Here is a 15724-nt window from a genome sequence, read left to right on the forward strand (position 1 = left end):
GCCTCTGCGCGTGGGCAAGCATCCTTTGCAGCTCTACTCCCTGGCCACGCCCAACGGCGTGAAGGTGACGATCGTGCTGGAGGAGCTTTCGGCCGCCGGTCACGCCGGCGCGGAATACGACGCCTGGCCCATCCGCATCGCCGAGCGCTTAGATTTGCTGGAGTGGCGATATTCCGCCGCTCCGGGCGGGCCCGGCTGCGCCACTACGTCAACTGGCCGAAATGGCCGTCGTTGGGGGATGTTTCTGGGTAGTAAACCGCGACAGGTGTCGCTGTGAAGCTCCGGATTTCCCGGCAAGTTGTTGATTTTCCTGGGGTATGGATGGTGGATGCGACAGGGATTGAACCTGTGACCCCCTCGGTGTGAACGAGGTGCTCTCCCGCTGAGCTACGCATCCGCCGGTGTGGAGAGGTCCGTGAAGGACCGATCCGCGAGAGGAGGGGGCCTATAGCCCGGTGTTCGGTCCGGGGCAAGAGGCCAAAAGCGTCTTGCAGGCCCGGGGCACATCCAAAAAGCTGTGGATGACCAGATCGGCTCCCAGGGTCTCGACCGGATCCTCCGTGTAGCCGAATGAGACCAGCAGGCCGGGGACGCCGGCGTTGCGGGCCCCCAGGGCGTCGTTGATGCTGTCGCCGACCATCACCGCGCGGGCCAGATCGCCGCCCACGGCCGCGATGGCGGCGGCGACATGGCGGCCGTCGGGCTTTGGGGCGGGGGCCAGGTCCGCGCCGATCACCCCGTCGAACAGCGGCGTCAGGCCCACCGCGTCCAGCAGGGCGACCGACAGGTTGGTCAGCTTGTTGGTGCAGACCACCAGCCTGGCGCCGTCGGCCTTCAGTTCGGTCAGCACCTCGACCACGCCAGGGAAGGGCGCGCTCTCGTCGGCGATGCGGTCCAGGTAGACGGCGATGAAGCGCTCCACGAGCGTCGGGGCGCGGTCGACCCCCAGCGGCACCCCGGCGGCGGCGAAGCCGCGTTCCAGCAGGGCGCGCGCGCCGCGACCGACCATCAGCCGAACCTCGTCGAAGGGCAGAGGCGGCAGGGTTTCCTGGGTCAGGATGGTGTTCAGCGCGCCGACCAGGTCGGGGGCGGTGTCGACCAGGGTTCCATCGAGGTCGAAGGCGATGGTCGCCCCGTTCAGGTCATGAAGCTCGCTCATGGGTCTGGCCTTTCCGCCAATTGGGCGGCTAATGCAACGCTGGAAGCGTCCCAGGGAGTCGCCCATCCATGACTGATTCCGTTTCGAGCCCATCCCGTCCGCGCGCCGCCGTGATCCTGGCCGCCGGCCAGGGGACGCGGATGAAGTCGCCGACGCCCAAGGTGCTGCACAAGGTCGCCGGCCGCACGCTGCTGGACCTGGCCATCGACGCCGCCGAAGGGCTGAACTGCGAGCGGATCGTCGTCGTGGTCGGCGCGCACAGCCCGCAGGTTGGCGAGAGCGCCCGCAAGCGCCTCGGTCCGAACGCGACGGTCATCCAGGATCCGCCGCTGGGCACCGGCCACGCGGTGCTGGCGGCCAAGGACGCCCTGGCCGATTTCGAGGGCGACGTGGTCGTCACCTACGCCGACTGTCCGCTGACCACGGCCGGGGTGATCGCGCCGCTGTTCGACCTCATCGAGGGCGGGACCGACGTGGCGGTGCTGGGCTTCGAGGCCGCCAACCCGACCGGCTACGGCCGCCTGATCCTGGCCCCGGGCCATGTGCTGCTGCGCATCGTCGAGGAGAAGGACGCCGACCTCGCCACCAAGCAGGTCAAGCACTGCAATTCCGGCGTCCTGGCCGCTGACCGCGCCACGCTGTTCAGCCTGCTGGCCGACGTCCGCAACGACAACAGCAAGGGCGAATACTACCTGACCGACGTCGTGGGCCTGGCCCACGATCGCAAGCTCTCGACCCGCGCGGCCTTCGCGCCGGAGCCGGCGGTTCAGGGCGTCAACTCGCAAGCCGAACTGGCCGCCGCCGAGGCGGTCTGGCAGCGCGGTCGCCGCAACGTCCTGCTGACCGAGGGCGTGACCATGCCCGCGCCCGAGACCGTCCACCTGTCGTGGGACACGAAGATCGCCGCCGGGGCCATCGTCGAACAGTTCGTGGTCTTCGGGCCGGGCGTCAGCGTCGAGACCGGCGCGGTGATCAAGGCCTTCAGCCATCTGGAAGGCGCGCACGTGGGCGAGGGCGCCCTGATCGGGCCCTACGCCCGCCTGCGGCCGGGCGCCGAGATCGGGCCCGAAGCCCACATCGGCAACTTCGTCGAGGTCAAGAAGGTCAAGGTCGGGGCGGGCGCCAAGGCCAATCACCTCAGCTATCTCGGCGACGGCTCGATCGGCGAGAAGGCTAACATCGGGGCCGGTACGATCTTCTGCAATTACGACGGCTTCGAGAAGTTCGAGACCCATGTCGGCAAGGGCGCCTTTATCGGCTCCAACAGCGCCCTGGTCGCGCCGGTCCGCATCGGCGACGGGGCGATGACGGGCTCGGGCTCGGTGATCACCAAGGATGTCGAGGACGGGGCCCTGGCCCTGACGCGTCCGGAACAGAAGACCAAGGCCGGCTGGGCGACGAAGTTTCGCGCCCTCAAGCAGGCCGCCAAGGACAAGAAGAAGGGCGGCAAGAAATGAGCGTCGACGACCAGAAGCGTATCTCCGGCGAAGCCGCCGCCGAACTCGTCGAGAACGGGATGGTGGTGGGCCTGGGCACCGGCTCGACGGCCGCGTGGTTCGTCAAGGCGCTGGCCGCCCGCAAGCTGAGCGACATCCGTGGCGTGCCGACCTCGGACGCCACCGGCGCCCTGGCGCGCGAACTGGGCATCCCGCTGGTGGCGCTGGACGATGTCAAGACCATCGACCTGACGGTGGACGGCGCCGACGAGGTTGGTCCGGGCCTGTCCCTGATCAAGGGCGGCGGCGCGGCCCTGCTGCGCGAGAAGCTGGTCTGGGAAGCTTCCAGCCGTTGCGTCGTCATCGCCGACGCGGCCAAGAAGGTCGACGCTCTGGGCAAGTTCCCGCTGCCGATCGAGGTGGTCCGCTTCGGCCATGTCCATACCAGCTGGCGCCTGGCCGACATCGCGGCCGAGTTCGATCTGCCGCCGCCGCGCCTGCGCATGGCCGACCGAGGCGTGGTGGTCACCGACGGCGGCAACCTGATCTACGACATGGCCTCCGGCGTCATCGCCGAGCCCACGGCCCTGGCCGCCGCGCTGAAGAGCGTCACCGGCGTGGTCGACCACGGCCTGTTCCTCGACCTCGCCGACGAAGCCCTGTTCGGCACGGACGAGGGTGTGGTGCGCCTCGTTCCCTGACATCCTACATAAGCCGACCAGTTAAGGTTCCGGAGGCCGGTGATGGCTGACTACGACTTCGATCTCTTCGTCATCGGCGCCGGCTCGGGCGGCGTGCGGGCGGCCCGTCTGGCGGCCATGAGCGGCGCCAAGGTCGCCGTGGCCGAGGAATATCGGGTCGGCGGCACCTGCGTGATCCGCGGCTGCGTGCCCAAGAAGTTCATGGTCTACGCCAGCGAGGTCACCAGCCAGCTGAAGACCGCCAAGGGCTATGGCTGGACGATCGAGGGCGCCAAGTTCGACTGGAAGGGTTTCCTGCACGACAAGGACGTCGAGATCGCCCGCCTGTCGGGCATCTACGTCACCAACCTGCAGAAGGCCGGTGCGCACCTGCTGCACGGCCGCGCCCAGATCGTCGACGCTCACACCGTCGAGGTGCTGCCCAAGGAGGGCAGTAAGGACGCCGGGACCTACACCGCCAAGAAGATCCTGGTCGCCACCGGCGGTCGTCCGGTGAAGCCCGACTTCCCGGGCGCGGAGTTCGGGATCACCTCGGACGAGGCCTTCCACCTCCCCAAGCTGCCCAAGAGCATCCTGGTCGTCGGCGGCGGCTATATCGCCGTCGAGTTCGCGGGCATCTTCAACGGTCTGGGCGTCGAGACCACGCTGCTCTATCGCGGAGCCAACATCCTGCGCGGCTTCGACGACGATGTCCGCTCGCACCTGGCTGAAGAGCTTGAGAAGCGTGGCGTCAAGGTGGTGCTGGGCTGCTCGCACACCAGCATCGAGAAGCAGGCGGACGGCACGCTGCTCAGCACCTTGACCAGCGACCTGACCTTCGAGACCGAAGCGGTGATGTTCGCCACCGGCCGGGAGCCCTACGTCCACGGCCTGGGCCTGGAGAAGGTCGGCGTGAAGCTGAACGACAAGGGCGCGATCGCGGTCGACGCGCACTCCAAGACCAGCGTCGCCAGCATCTGGGCCGTCGGCGACGTCACCGACCGCATCAATCTGACGCCCGTGGCCATTCGCGAAGGCGCGGCCTTCGCCCAGACCGAATTCTACGACAATCCGACCACCTTCGATCACGACATGGTCGCCTCGGCGGTGTTCTCGCAGCCGCCGGTCGGCTCGGTCGGCATGACCGAGGCCGAGGCCCGCCACGCGTTCGGCACGGTCGACGTCTATCGCTCGGTGTTTCGTCCGATGAAAATCACCTTCTACGGCGGCCAGGAGCGGTGCCTGATGAAGCTGGTGGTCAAGGCCGACGACCAGAAGGTGCTCGGTGTGCACGTGGTGGGTCCGGACGCGCCCGAGATTATCCAGATGGCCGCCATCGCCGTGAAGATGGGCGTGACCAAGCCCCAGTGGGACTCGACCTGCGCGGTTCACCCGACCCTGGCCGAGGAACTGGTCACGATGCGCGAGAAGTATACGCCGGTCGAAGTCGGCGGGGTTGGATGACGCTGGCGATAGCCTCTGCCGAGAGCCCCGAGCGCCGCACGCGGTGGCTGGGCGCGCTCGCCGTCTTCCTGATGGTGATGACGCCACTGATCGGCTACCTGGCGCCGCTGGGCTTCGCGCCGCTGCTGGCCGTGGTCGGCCTGCTGGCGACGCCAGGCCTGGCGCGATCGCGCCCGCCGCTGTTGCCGATGTTCGCCCTGATGCTGCTGGTGCTGTGGGCGCTGGTCAGCCTGAACTGGAGCCCAGCCGCCCCGGCGCTGTCAGAGCTCAAGCGCGACAAGGACGTCGGCGCCTTCACCGCCCTGAAGCTGGTGCTGCAACTGGGCCTCTACGGGACCGCCGTCGCGGTGCTCGGAACCATGTCGCAACGCTCGGCGCGGCTGGCGGGGCGGATGATGCTGTTCGGCATGATCGCCTTGGCCGCTTTCACCTTCATCGACGCCGCGATGGGGGCGAGGATCTACCAGGCGATCCGGGCCGCGACCCACGACCCCATTCGGCCCGACCTGGCGGTGGTGAAGGTGTCCCTGCCGATCTATCCGCTGGTGCTGCTGTTCTGGCCCTGTGTGCGTTTGCTGGACGCCTGGGGCTTCCGCGGCCGCAATGTGCTGATCGCGACCATGGCGCTGATGATCCTGGCCGCCTCGCACTTCACCAGCGCCGACGCCTCGGGCGCCGCCCTGCTGCTGGGCGGAGTCGTCTGGCTGGGGACGCGGATCATCGGCAAGCCGTTCGTGCGCGGCATGATCCCGGCGATCTCGACCCTGTTCATCTTCGCGCCGATGGTGGTGTTGTGGGGCGTGCGCTCGGGCCTGTTCGCCTGGCTGCACGTGATCGCCCCGCCCTCGTGGGACGCGCGCCTGAACATCTGGGCTTTCGCCGCCAACAAGATCGTCGAGCACGCCCTGCGAGGCTGGGGTGTCGACGCCAGCCGGACCTTCGGTAACGCCATCCCGCTGCACACCCACAACGCCGCCCTGCAGCTGTGGCTGGAGCTGGGCGCGCTGGGCGCGGCCCTGGCGGCGGCGTTCTTCGCCTGGGTGCTGTACCGGATCGTGGCCTGGACCGGCGAGAACCGCCGCGACGGCGCGATGGCGGCCGCCACCCTGACCGCGTACGTGATGATCGGCGGCCTCAGCTTCGGCGTCTGGCAGGAGTGGTGGCTGGCGCTCGGCGTCATCGCCGCTATCGGCTGTGCGATCGCGCAAAAATCGAGCGCTCCACGGCGTTAGCGCGACCGTCACGTTTCTCGCTCGGGCGGATCGGCGGTGTTCGGCCGCATGATTTTGCCTTTTGGTTCCTTTCGCGGTATCTACGCCGCCCTTTCAGTTATCGAGCCTTGCCATGACCGCCCGCTGGACCCCCGCCGCCTGGAGAGCCAAGCCCGCCAAGCACATGCCCACCGATTATCCGGACATGGGCGCGGTGGAGCGGGTCGAGCAGACGCTGCGCCAGATGCCGCCGCTGGTCTTCGCCGGCGAGGCGCGCCGCCTGAAAAGCCTGCTGGGCGACGTGGCCGAGGGCCGGGCCTTCCTGCTGCAGGGCGGCGACTGCGCCGAGAGCTTCAAGGAATTCCACGCGGACAATATCCGCGACACCTTCCGCCTGATCCTGCAGATGGCGGTGGTGCTGACCTTCGCTGGCGGCAAGCCGGTGGTGAAGGTGGGCCGCATCGCCGGCCAGTTCGCCAAGCCGCGCTCCGAGCCCGTCGAGACGATCGACGGCGAGACCCTGCCGTCCTATCGCGGCGACATCATCAACGGCATGGACTTCACGGCCGAGGAACGCGTGCCGGATCCGGATCGCCTGCTGAAGGCCTATGGCCAGTCGGCGGCGACCCTGAACCTGCTGCGCGCCTTCGCCAGCGGCGGCTACGCTGATCTGCACAACATCCACCGTTGGACCCTGGGCTTTGTCGGCGACAGCCCGCAGGGTGCGCGTTACCGCGAACTGTCGGACAAGATCACCGAGAGCCTGGCCTTCATGGCCGCCATTGGCGTCACGCCCCAGAGCCACCCGGGCATGCACCAGGTGGAGTTCTTCACCAGCCACGAGGCCCTGCTGCTGGGCTTCGAGGAAGCCATGACCCGCATCGATAGCACCTCGGGCGACTGGTACGACACCAGCGCCCACCTGCTGTGGATCGGCGAGCGCACTCGCCAGCTGGACGGCGCGCACGTCGAATTCATGAAGGGCGTGAAGAACCCGATCGGCATGAAGTGCGGCCCGACCATGGAGGCCGACGATCTCCTGCGTCTGATCGACGTGCTGAACCCCAACAACGAGTCGGGCCGTCTGACGCTGTACGGCCGCTTCGGTTCGGACAAGATCGCCGATCGTCTGCCGCGCCTGATGCGGGCGACCAAGTCGGCCGGTCGTTCGGTGGTGTGGGCCACCGACCCGATGCACGGCAACACGCTGAAGGCCTCGACCGGCTACAAGACCCGTCCGTTCGACCGCATCTTGAGCGAAGTGAAGAGCTTCGTGGAGATCGCCCAGGCCGAGGGCGTCCATCCGGGCGGCGTCCACCTGGAGATGACCGGCCAGAACGTCACCGAATGCCTGGGCGGGGCGCGCGCGGTTTCCGAGACCGAGCTCGCCGACCGCTACCACACGCACTGCGACCCGCGTCTGAACGGCGAGCAGGCGCTGGAGCTGGCCTTCCTGGTGGCCGAGAAGCTGAAGTCGGCCCGCGACGAGCAACGCCGTCTCGCTGCCGGCTGACGATCAGCGCCGGATACGGCGATCCTGACTGATCGCCGTTCAGGTTGGGCGAACATTGAAAGGTTTGCGATGCAGCGCGCGGCGTCTTGACCCGTCGCGCGGCGCTCTCCAATGGTTGTTTAAGGGAGAGACGAATGCGTTTGCGTCAGACAATCAAGCGGGAAATCCGGTTTCTGAAGGGACTTTCCCGGACGCTCAAGCGCGTGAAGTCGATCGCTCCCGACAGCCCGAACCTGATCTGTGACGACCTGGAAGCCGCAGTCGACAAGTGGCGCGATCGCCCGGCGATCACCTTCGAAGGCAAGTCGGTCACCTACGCCGAGCTGGACGCCATCGCCAATCGCTATGCCCATTGGGCCAAGGGGCTGGGGCTGACGAGGGGCCAGACCGTGGCGCTGTTCATGCCCAATCGCCTCGAATACCTGGCGATCTGGTATGGCCTGACCAAGGTCGGCGTGGCCACGGCCCTGATCAACAACCAGCTGACCGGCGCGGCGCTGGCGCACTGCCTGAACATCTCTCAGGCCCTGCATTGCATCGTCGACCCCGAGACCTCGCCCTGCTTCGAGGACGTCAAGGGCCAGCTGGAGCGCCACATGCACCAGTGGGTGCTGGGGCCTGTGACCGGCGAGCAGCGCGACCTGGTCAAGGCGCTGAAGAGCTGCAGCCAGTTGCGTCCCGACCGCGAGACGGCCCGCGACGGCATCGTCGCCAAGGACACCGCGCTCTACATCTTCACCAGCGGGACGACGGGCCTGCCCAAGGCCGCGCGCATCACCCACATGCGCGCCCAGCTCTATATGCGCGGTTTCGCCGGCTCCACCGGTTCGAAGGAGACCGACCGCATCTACGTGACGCTGCCGCTATACCACGCCACCGGCGGCCTCTGCGCCATGGGCGCGGGCCTGCTGAACGGCGGTTCGATCGTGCTGCGCAAGAAGTTCTCGGCCACCCACTTCTGGCCCGAGATCGTCGCCGAGAACTGCACGATGTTCGTCTATATCGGCGAGCTGTGCCGCTACTTGGCCAACCAGCCCGAGCACGAGCTGGAGCGCGCCCACAAGATCCGCATGATCTTCGGCAACGGTCTGCGCCCCGACGTTTGGAACGACATGCTGGACCGTTTCAAGGTCGGCGAGGTGCTGGAGTTCTACGGCGCGACCGAGGGCAACGTCTCGCTGTTCAACTTCGATGGCCGGCGCGGCGCGATCGGCCGGATCCCCGGCTATCTGAAGAAGAAGTTCAACATCCGCATCGTCAAGTTCGACGTCGAGGCCGAGATGCCGATCCGCGGCCCGAACGGCTGCTGCATCGAGGTCGCGCCGGGCGAGGTCGGGGAGTGCATCGGCCATATCGGCAGCGACGCCCGCTCGAACTACACCGGCTATGCCGACAAGGCCGCCACCGAGAAGAAGGTGCTGCACGACGTCTTCCAGAAGGGCGACGCCTGGTTCCGCACCGGCGATCTGATGAAGGTCGACGGCGACGGCTACATCTATTTCGTCGACCGTATCGGCGACACCTTCCGCTGGAAGGGCGAGAACGTCGCCACCAGCGAGGTGTCCGAACGCATCGCGGGCTTCGAAGGCGTGCTGGAAGTCAATGTCTACGGCGTCAAGGTCGGGGACCTGGACGGCAAGGCCGGCATGGCGGCGCTGGTCGTGGAGGGAGGCTTCGACATCGAGGCCTTCGGCAAACACGTCGACGAGCAGCTGCCCAGCTACGCCCGTCCGCTGTTCGTGCGCCTGCAGCAGCAGATCGAGACGACCGGCACCTTCAAGTACCGCAAGATCGACCTGGTCAATGACGGCTTCGATCCGGCCAAGACCCGGGATCCGCTGTACTTCCGCGATCCGGCCAAGGGCTATGTGAAGATCACCAAGGCCCTGCACGCCAAGATCGAGAGCGGGGCTTTCAAACTTTAGGGCCGCCCGTGACCAAAGGAGCGATCAAGCGCCTGCTGGCCGCGTTCTCGCCGCTGCAACTGTTCGCCCTGATCGCGCCGAAGGACCTCGCGCGGCGCGTGACCCACGACGCGGGGCATGCCGAGGGACCGCGCGGCGGGCTCGATGTCTACGCGCCGCCGAAGGCCGACGGCCCGGCGCCGGTGGCGATCTTCTTCTACGGCGGCTCCTGGGAGACCGGCCGCCGCCAGGACTATCGCTGGGTGGCGCGCGCCCTGGCCGCCCAGGGCTTCCTGGCGCTGGTCCCGGACTACCGGCTCTATCCCGAGGTCCGCTATCCGGGCTTCCTGGAGGATGGCGCGGCGGCGGTGCGCTGGGCGGTCGACAACGCCGCCAGCCTGGGCGGCGATCCTGGTCGCATCGTTCTGATCGGTCACTCGGCCGGCGCCTACAACGCCGCCATGCTGGCCTTGGACCCGCGCTGGCTGCGCGCCGTCGCGGTCGAACCCAGCATGATCCGCGCCTTCGTCGGCCTGTCGGGACCTTATGCCTTCCTGCCGCTGGAGAGCCCGGTGACGATCCGCACCTTTGGCGAGGCGGACGATCTCGCCGCCACCCAGCCGGCAGCCTTCGCGCGCGCCGACGCGCCGTCGGCGTTTCTGGCCACCGGTGAGCAGGACACGGTGGTCCGTCCCCGCAACACCCGCAAGCTGGCCGCTGCCCTGCGCGCGGCGGGCGCCAGGGTCGAGGAGCGCCACTACCCCGGCATGGGCCACGCCGGTCCGGTGCTGGCCCTGTCGCGCCTGTTTCGCGGCAAGTCGACGGTATTGGCGGACATGGTCGCCTTTCTCAGGACAGCCGTAGGCTAGCTTCCGCAGGCCTGGCCGTTCAGCTTGCGCTGATAGGCCTCGGCCAGGCTGAGATACGGCGGCAGGAAGGTCTGAAGCGCCACGGCCTTGCCGTCAGTGGTCACGCCCGCCACGCCGGCCCGCAGCTCGAAGTGTAGGTGGATGGTCGTGGGCGTGCCGCCGAAATCGTTCGAGACCTTGCCCAGTTTCTGGCCCTTGGCGACCTGGTCGCCTTCCTTCACCGCCAGGGTCGACATCTGCATGTGCAGGTAGCGGTAGGTGTAGTGCGGCTGGGCCTTGGCCACGAGGGTGACGCTGTACGAGCCGATGTCCGTGATCGTGCCGGCCTCGGCGGCCACGGCCCAATGCTCGTTCTTCTTGCAGGTGGCCGGACGGATGTCCTGGCCCTGGTGGCCCGTGCCGGCGCCGGCGCACAGCGGGTTCGCACGCGAGCGGGCTTCGCAGAAGGTGTCGTGCCAGGGCAGGCTGTAGTTCAGCGCGTCGCACTGGCTGGGCTTGCCGGCCGGACCCATGCCGCCGCCGGGCCCGTAGACCTGCGAGTTCGGGAAGCCGGCCTCGGCCAGCGGCCAGCACATGTTCGGCGACCAGACCGTGCGGTCCAGATAGCCCGGACCCTGGCCGGCCGGGATCGCGCCGGCCGGCGCGTGGTCGAACGTGGCCGGCGAGGGCGCGGGCGGATCGGCCGGCTGTGGCGCGGGATCGGGGCTGGGCGGCACCGGCTCGCTGGACGGCTGCTCGGCCCCGCCGTCGGCCGGGCTGTCGTCGGGCTGGGGAGGCCCGGGTTCGGGCGAGGGCGGCTTGGGCGTCTCGCCGGGCGCCGGAGGCTTGGTGGTGTCGTCGCAGGCGGCCAGCGGCGCGAGCGCCAGGGCGGCGACCAGCAGGAGCGGGGAGAGGCGCATGGTCAACCTCCCAGCCCGGCGGCGTCCCGCGCGGCCTTGCCCATCACCACGGCGGTGGTCTTGCCGACCAGGCCCAGCACATAGTTGTCATCGGCGCAGCGCGGGTCGCCGGCGGCGTCGCAGCGGATCTCCACGGTGTAGAGCACCCCGTAGCGCACGAAGCTGGCCAACTGACCGTCGACCGTGCGCTGGATCGTCAGCATCTCCGGCCCGGCCTCGATCTTCAGCGGCCTGGACGCCGGCATCGGCACGGTGACGGTCGTGCCGCTCAACGAGACGCGGCCGCCAGCGGTGTTGCTGGTGATCGTGTAGTAGTCGCCGAAGCTGTAGATCCGCGCCCCGGCCGTCAGCTTGGCGTCCTGGGGCAGCAGGATCGGCACGGCGGTCATGTCGACCTGTTCGCGGTTCAGGTTGCTCGCCAGGCTCTCGCCGACATTGGCCGACTGGCGCAGACTGCCGACGGCGCCTTGCCAGTCCACGCGGCCGCGCGGCCGGGCGGTCAGCGCCGCGATCCCGGGGCGGACAGCCGCCGCGCCGGGGACCGGCGCACCGGTCGCATCCCGCGTCTGCGCCTTGCCGGTCGAGATCCACGCCGCGCCCGCGAGCACGCTCACGGCGACGGCTCCCGCCATCGCCCACCCTCTTGAATGACGCATGGCATCCCCCACAGAACCGCGTTCTTTCAAACCCTAGCGCGAAATGGTCACGGTGTTAACCATTGGCCTTGAGAGGGCGCGATTGAACGGTTGTGGGTTCGTGTCTATATGGCGTGACCTGTTTCGGGCCTTGTGTGTGGCGGCCTAGAGAATTCCATTTCGTTCAAAGGGATAGAGCCCCCGCCATGCTGCTCACCATGCTGAAGGCCAAACTGCACCGGGCCACGGTGACCCAGGCCGACCTGGACTACGAAGGCTCGATCGCCATCGACCGCGACCTGCTGGACGCCTCGGGCATCCTGCCGAACGAGCAGGTCGATGTTCTGAACATCACCAACGGCGCCCGCTTCACGACCTACGCCATCGAGGCCCCGCGCGGTTCGAAGGTCATCGGCGTCAACGGCGCCGCCGCTCGCCTGGTGCAGAAGAACGACCTGGTGATCGTCGTGACCTACTGTCAGATGGCGGCGGAAGAGGCCCGCAACTACGCCCCGACCGTCGTGCTGCTGGACGAAGGCAATCTGATCAAGAAGGCGGCCTGATGCGTCGTATCGCGCTCGCTGTTCTGGCCGCCGCGGGTCTCTCGGCCTGTTCGCCGAAGCTGCCTTCGGGCGTGGACGAGGCCGTCCTGACCCAGTCGGTCGGCAAGTCGATCGGCTCGCCCTCGACCTGCGTCGTGATCGCCGACGCCAGCGGCAAGCTGGTGTGGCGTGGCGGCGGCTATGTCACCTGTTCGCGCAACCTGCCGTCCTGCGAAGGCGCGCAGACCACGGCCGAGACCTTGCTGAAGGCAAGCCTGGGCAAGCCGGCCCGCTTCATCAGCTGCGCCAGCGGCGGGGCCAACGGCGCCACGGTCGGCTGGTCCATTGGCCCGGTGCCGACCGGCGAAGGCAAGCCGGCGCGCGGCCTGACCTATGTCGCGGTCATGGAGGGCGAACGAGCCCTGCCGGGGCTGGAGATCAAGGATCGTGTCGAGCGGGCCTTCGCCAAGGCCGGCTTCTAGGAAGCGAAAACCTCGTCCTTCGACAGGCTCAGGATGAGGTTTTCGACTCAATCACCGCGAGAAGTAGCCCTCACCCTGAGCTTGTCGAAGGGCGAGGGCGGCTCCGGGCGGATATCGCCTACTTGGCGGCTTCGTACGTCGCGCTGACGTCGACGCGGACCTTCAGTTCACCGGCCGCGATGCTGGTGGAGTCGGCCATCTCGCGCTTGGCCATGGCGAACACCGGCATCGGGGGCGGCGCGGGCTGGTAGCCGCCGCCTTCGCTCAGATTGACCAGGCGCACGGCCTTGTAACCGGTGGCGCGGCCATAGAGCTCGGCCTTGGCCTGCAGGGCCTTCACGGCTTCCAGGCGCGCGGCGTCCTCGGCGGCCTGGGGATTGATGAGGCCGAAGCTGATGCCGTTGACCGTGTTGGCGCCGGCGTTGACCGTGGCGTCGACCGTCGCGCCCAGCTTGGCCAGGTCGCGGACCGTGATCGTCACCTGGTTCGAGGCTTGGTATCCGGTCAGCTTCGGCGGCTGGTTCTGCTCATAGGCGTACTGGGCGTTGAGGTTCAGGTTCGAGGTCTGGACGTCGCGCTCGGCGATCCCGGCCTTCTTCAGGGCGGCCATCACCTGGTTCATGCGCGCGCCGTTGGCCTTCAGGGCCTCGCCGGCGGTCAGGGCCTCGGTCTGCACGCCGAGGGTGATGGTGGCCATGTCCGGCGCCACGCGGGTCTCGCCATAGGCCGACAGGCTGAAGGTCGTGGCCTTGAACGCCGAGTCGGCGCTGGTCTGGGCCAGGGCCGGCGCGGCGGCGCCCATCATCAGCGCGCCGCCGATCAGGGCTGGCAGGGCGATCGAGGTCAGGCGGCGAGCGGTGTTGGTCATCGTTCTTTTCTCCAGGTCCGTCCAAGGCAAGGGAAGCGCTGCTGGACAGCTATGCGTTCCCTGATGACAGCTCCAACCTGAACCGGAGCTTTAAGCCGCGTTCGGCTCATGCTAATCCGCCGCTCTCGCGTACGCTCACACGTATCCGCGCGGGCCTGTAGCTCAATGGTTAGAGCCGACCGCTCATAACGGTCTGGTTGGGGGTTCGAGTCCCTCCAGGCCTACCACCACCCCGAAGTTCAAGGACCCTCAGGCGGCTGACGCCGCATGGAGGTCAATCGCACCATTTGTTCTGCTTTCGTTCTAATTCTGAGTGGCTATAGGATCGCCGTGAGTCCACGTCAGACTCGGACGCATGCGCTTCCAACGCCAATCGACTCCGCCGTCAGACCTAGGCACATTTGTTAACGGCGAGGACGTTCCGGCGCCGTCGCGGCCGCGACGCGGACCGGAACGTCCTGACGCCGTCACCCAAGATCCCAGGCCGTAAGGAGGCCGTGATGGACATCGATCCCGACCGCCTGCGCGCGATCGTGGGCGCGCTCGGCGGCGTGGCCGTCTATGGCCTGGTGCAGGTGGGCGCGCCGAGCGGCGCGAGCCCGCGCGAGCTGACGATCCGGCTGGCCTGCGCCACCGCCTCGGCCGTCATCCTGGCGGCGTTCTTCGTCAAGGCGGCGCTGCCGCTGATCCCCTGGGCGCCGATGCGTGAGGCCTATCTGTTCGGCTTCGCGATCGGGGCTTTCAACTGGGACCTGCTGCCGCTGCTGTTCCGCGTGGTCAGGCGCCGCGCGGCCGAGCGGGCGGAGAAGCTTTAGAACTGGCTCGGAAACGCCTTGGTCGTCTTGGCGTCGTTGTAGCGCGCGCCGGGGCAGTCGACGGCGTAGGCGCCCGCGGTCTCGGCCAGGTAGGGGCCTCTGTCGCTGTCGCCGTTCAGGGCGCGGCACGAGACGGCGGTCTTGTAGATCACCGATCCGTCGCGGCTGAGCTCGTTCATGAAGAGGTCGAAGGCCAGGTCCATCAAGCCGCGCGTGGCGGCCAGGCGGCGCTCGCGGCCGTTGAAGGCGGTGGTGACCTCGCCCAGTTGCGACATCTCGCGACCCGCCGGGACGGGACCCGCCGCGGCGCCGGCCGCGCTGATCACCCCGCCGGCCAGCATGGCCTCCAGGTCCTGGAAGCGGCCCGAGGCCGTGCCGACGGCCAGGGCGGTGCTGAAGGCGGCGTCGAACCCGGGGCCCAGGCGGCTGGGACCGCCGATGGCGGCGGCCTGGGCCGCGCCGACGAGGCCGGCATAGGGCGCGTCATAGATCGACACGATCAGGTTCTGGTTGACGTAATAGCCCAGCGCGACGCCGCCGATGGCGCCGCCGGGCAGGGCCAGCACGCGGTCGCGCGAGACGCCCAGCGGACCGGCAATGGCGGCGCGGGCGATGTCGGGCGTGATCCCGGTCCAGCGCGCCTCGTAGGAGGCTTCCAGGGTCTTCTCGCGGACTACCTCGCCGGTGCGCCAGCGCACCAGGCGGAAGGTGACGCGGGCCGAGGCCAGCTTGTCGGTTCCCCACCAGACGTTGGGGCCGCGCAGCTCTTCGAAGGTCGTGTAGAGCATGTATTCGGCGTCGAGCCGCGTCGGGGCCAGCATCTCGGCGCGGCGCAGATGGTTGTTCAGGCTCTCGACGACCTGGACGCGGGTCGGGCGGGTGGTGACGACGGCGCCGCCATCGAACCAGCGGAACTCCGGCGCGCCCTCGACGGCCTGGACGGCGACGTTGCGATAGAAGGCCCGGGCGGGCGAGGCCTTGGCCACGGCGACCGGCGGCATGGCCGGTTGGCGCAGGGCGGCGACCTCCTCGCGGGTGGCGCAGGCGCTCAAGCCGCCGGCGGCGCTCGCCAGCAGGATGGCCAGACGGATGGACTTGGTCGGCATGATCGTGCGCTCCCCCAGATGGGCGGCACTATCCGGCTCAATCCTAAAGAGAGCTTGAAAGGCGAAGCTTCAGGCGAAAAAGAGCCCCTGTCGGGCAGGACCGACAGGGGCGCCAAGGCTTCTTCGGGGAAGGAGTGGTCG

General features: G+C 68.4%; 16 protein-coding genes, 2 tRNA genes and 1 pseudogene. 13 read left to right on the forward strand and 6 right to left on the reverse strand.

The window, feature by feature from the left end; all coding sequences use genetic code 11:
- Nucleotides 1-10 precede the first annotated feature (10 nt).
- On the forward strand, nucleotides 11-277 hold the full coding sequence (locus tag AC07R7_RS09945) for a hypothetical protein (RefSeq protein WP_494635027.1): 267 nt from the start codon (nucleotides 11-13) through the stop codon (nucleotides 275-277).
- A gap of 45 nt (nucleotides 278-322) precedes the next feature.
- Here the strand turns inward: AC07R7_RS09945 and AC07R7_RS09950 are convergent.
- Nucleotides 323-397 (reverse strand) — tRNA-Val (locus tag AC07R7_RS09950).
- A gap of 48 nt (nucleotides 398-445) precedes the next feature.
- The gene (locus tag AC07R7_RS09955) at nucleotides 446-1159 is read right to left on the reverse strand and encodes an HAD-IA family hydrolase (protein WP_494635028.1); all 714 of its coding nucleotides are present in this window, start codon (nucleotides 1157-1159) and stop codon (nucleotides 446-448) included.
- Between the two features lie 68 nt (nucleotides 1160-1227).
- Here AC07R7_RS09955 and glmU point away from each other — a divergent pair, with 68 nt between their 5' ends.
- The 7 genes from glmU to AC07R7_RS09990 all read left to right on the forward strand — a co-directional run bounded on the left by glmU (nucleotide 1228) and on the right by AC07R7_RS09990 (nucleotide 10236).
- A complete protein-coding gene (gene glmU / locus AC07R7_RS09960) occupies nucleotides 1228-2616 on the forward strand; it encodes a bifunctional UDP-N-acetylglucosamine diphosphorylase/glucosamine-1-phosphate N-acetyltransferase GlmU (protein WP_494635029.1) in 1389 nt (462 codons plus the stop codon).
- Nucleotides 2613-3296, forward strand: a complete 684-nt coding sequence (gene rpiA / locus AC07R7_RS09965) for a ribose-5-phosphate isomerase RpiA (RefSeq protein ID WP_494635030.1) — start codon at nucleotides 2613-2615, stop codon at nucleotides 3294-3296. Before glmU ends, rpiA begins: the two co-directional genes overlap by 4 nt.
- A 42-nt stretch (nucleotides 3297-3338) precedes the next feature.
- The gene (gor, locus tag AC07R7_RS09970) at nucleotides 3339-4739 is read left to right on the forward strand and encodes a glutathione-disulfide reductase (RefSeq protein ID WP_494635031.1); all 1401 of its coding nucleotides are present in this window, start codon (nucleotides 3339-3341) and stop codon (nucleotides 4737-4739) included.
- Nucleotides 4736-5971, forward strand: coding sequence for an O-antigen ligase family protein (locus AC07R7_RS09975; RefSeq protein WP_494635032.1), 1236 nt, complete (start codon nucleotides 4736-4738; stop codon nucleotides 5969-5971). Before gor ends, AC07R7_RS09975 begins: the two co-directional genes overlap by 4 nt.
- Before the next feature lie 112 nt (nucleotides 5972-6083).
- Nucleotides 6084-7463, forward strand: coding sequence for a class II 3-deoxy-7-phosphoheptulonate synthase (locus tag AC07R7_RS09980; RefSeq protein WP_492887856.1), 1380 nt, complete (start codon nucleotides 6084-6086; stop codon nucleotides 7461-7463).
- A 134-nt stretch (nucleotides 7464-7597) separates the two neighbouring features.
- Nucleotides 7598-9388: a long-chain-acyl-CoA synthetase gene (locus AC07R7_RS09985; protein ID WP_494635033.1), complete on the forward strand. Its 1791-nt coding sequence runs from the start codon at nucleotides 7598-7600 to the stop codon at nucleotides 9386-9388.
- 8 nt (nucleotides 9389-9396) lie between these two features.
- Nucleotides 9397-10236, forward strand: coding sequence for an alpha/beta hydrolase (locus AC07R7_RS09990; RefSeq protein WP_494635034.1), 840 nt, complete (start codon nucleotides 9397-9399; stop codon nucleotides 10234-10236).
- Here the strand turns inward: AC07R7_RS09990 and AC07R7_RS09995 are convergent.
- Complete coding sequence (locus AC07R7_RS09995; RefSeq protein ID WP_494635035.1) at nucleotides 10233-11135, reverse strand: M23 family metallopeptidase; 903 nt, start codon at nucleotides 11133-11135, stop codon at nucleotides 10233-10235. The genes AC07R7_RS09990 and AC07R7_RS09995 overlap by 4 nt on opposite strands.
- A 2-nt stretch (nucleotides 11136-11137) precedes the next feature.
- Nucleotides 11138-11803 (reverse strand): hypothetical protein, encoded by a 666-nt coding sequence (locus AC07R7_RS10000; protein WP_494635036.1) that lies wholly within the window; start codon nucleotides 11801-11803, stop codon nucleotides 11138-11140.
- A gap of 173 nt (nucleotides 11804-11976) precedes the next feature.
- On the opposite strand from AC07R7_RS10000, the gene panD reads away from it, so the two are divergent.
- From panD to AC07R7_RS10015, 3 genes and pseudogenes are all read left to right on the forward strand, one after another.
- The gene (gene panD / locus AC07R7_RS10005; protein ID WP_099576484.1) at nucleotides 11977-12333 is read left to right on the forward strand and encodes an aspartate 1-decarboxylase; all 357 of its coding nucleotides are present in this window, start codon (nucleotides 11977-11979) and stop codon (nucleotides 12331-12333) included.
- Nucleotides 12333-12794 (forward strand): hypothetical protein, encoded by a 462-nt coding sequence (locus AC07R7_RS10010; protein WP_494635037.1) that lies wholly within the window; start codon nucleotides 12333-12335, stop codon nucleotides 12792-12794. Before panD ends, AC07R7_RS10010 begins: the two co-directional genes overlap by 1 nt.
- A gap of 5 nt (nucleotides 12795-12799) precedes the next feature.
- Nucleotides 12800-12898: pseudogene (locus AC07R7_RS10015) on the forward strand (hypothetical protein); the annotation flags it as partial.
- Nucleotides 12899-12912: 14 nt separating this feature from the next.
- Here the strand turns inward: AC07R7_RS10015 and AC07R7_RS10020 are convergent.
- Nucleotides 12913-13662, reverse strand: coding sequence for an SIMPL domain-containing protein (locus AC07R7_RS10020; protein WP_494635038.1), 750 nt, complete (start codon nucleotides 13660-13662; stop codon nucleotides 12913-12915).
- A gap of 151 nt (nucleotides 13663-13813) precedes the next feature.
- Between AC07R7_RS10020 and AC07R7_RS10025 the strand changes: the two genes are divergently transcribed.
- A tRNA-Ile gene (locus AC07R7_RS10025) sits at nucleotides 13814-13889 on the forward strand.
- 273 nt (nucleotides 13890-14162) lie between these two features.
- Nucleotides 14163-14477 (forward strand): hypothetical protein, encoded by a 315-nt coding sequence (locus AC07R7_RS10030; RefSeq protein ID WP_492887863.1) that lies wholly within the window; start codon nucleotides 14163-14165, stop codon nucleotides 14475-14477.
- On the opposite strand, the gene AC07R7_RS10035 is transcribed toward AC07R7_RS10030, so the two are convergent.
- A complete protein-coding gene (locus AC07R7_RS10035; RefSeq protein WP_494635039.1) occupies nucleotides 14474-15583 on the reverse strand; it encodes a hypothetical protein in 1110 nt (369 codons plus the stop codon). The genes AC07R7_RS10030 and AC07R7_RS10035 overlap by 4 nt on opposite strands.
- Nucleotides 15584-15724 lie beyond the last annotated feature (141 nt).

Source organism: Caulobacter sp. GW821-FHT05F04, from assembly GCF_059419665.1.

Excerpts from the sequence above, each read along its gene's own strand:
- AC07R7_RS10020 (WP_494635038.1), bottom strand. The coding sequence starts at position 13,662 with ATGACCAACACCGCTCGCCGCCTGACCTCGATCGCCCTGCCAGCCCTG.
- rpiA (WP_494635030.1), top strand. The coding sequence starts at position 2,613 with ATGAGCGTCGACGACCAGAAGCGTATCTCCGGCGAAGCCGCCGCCGAA.
- glmU (WP_494635029.1), top strand. The coding sequence starts at position 1,228 with ATGACTGATTCCGTTTCGAGCCCATCCCGTCCGCGCGCCGCCGTGATC.
- AC07R7_RS09975 (WP_494635032.1), top strand. The coding sequence starts at position 4,736 with ATGACGCTGGCGATAGCCTCTGCCGAGAGCCCCGAGCGCCGCACGCGG.
- panD (WP_099576484.1), top strand. The coding sequence starts at position 11,977 with ATGCTGCTCACCATGCTGAAGGCCAAACTGCACCGGGCCACGGTGACC.
- AC07R7_RS10035 (WP_494635039.1), bottom strand. The coding sequence starts at position 15,583 with ATGCCGACCAAGTCCATCCGTCTGGCCATCCTGCTGGCGAGCGCCGCC.
- AC07R7_RS09955 (WP_494635028.1), bottom strand. The coding sequence starts at position 1,159 with ATGAGCGAGCTTCATGACCTGAACGGGGCGACCATCGCCTTCGACCTC.
- AC07R7_RS09980 (WP_492887856.1), top strand. The coding sequence starts at position 6,084 with ATGACCGCCCGCTGGACCCCCGCCGCCTGGAGAGCCAAGCCCGCCAAG.
- AC07R7_RS09985 (WP_494635033.1), top strand. The coding sequence starts at position 7,598 with ATGCGTTTGCGTCAGACAATCAAGCGGGAAATCCGGTTTCTGAAGGGA.
- gor (WP_494635031.1), top strand. The coding sequence starts at position 3,339 with ATGGCTGACTACGACTTCGATCTCTTCGTCATCGGCGCCGGCTCGGGC.
- AC07R7_RS09995 (WP_494635035.1), bottom strand. The coding sequence starts at position 11,135 with ATGCGCCTCTCCCCGCTCCTGCTGGTCGCCGCCCTGGCGCTCGCGCCG.
- AC07R7_RS10030 (WP_492887863.1), top strand. The coding sequence starts at position 14,163 with ATGGACATCGATCCCGACCGCCTGCGCGCGATCGTGGGCGCGCTCGGC.
- AC07R7_RS10010 (WP_494635037.1), top strand. The coding sequence starts at position 12,333 with ATGCGTCGTATCGCGCTCGCTGTTCTGGCCGCCGCGGGTCTCTCGGCC.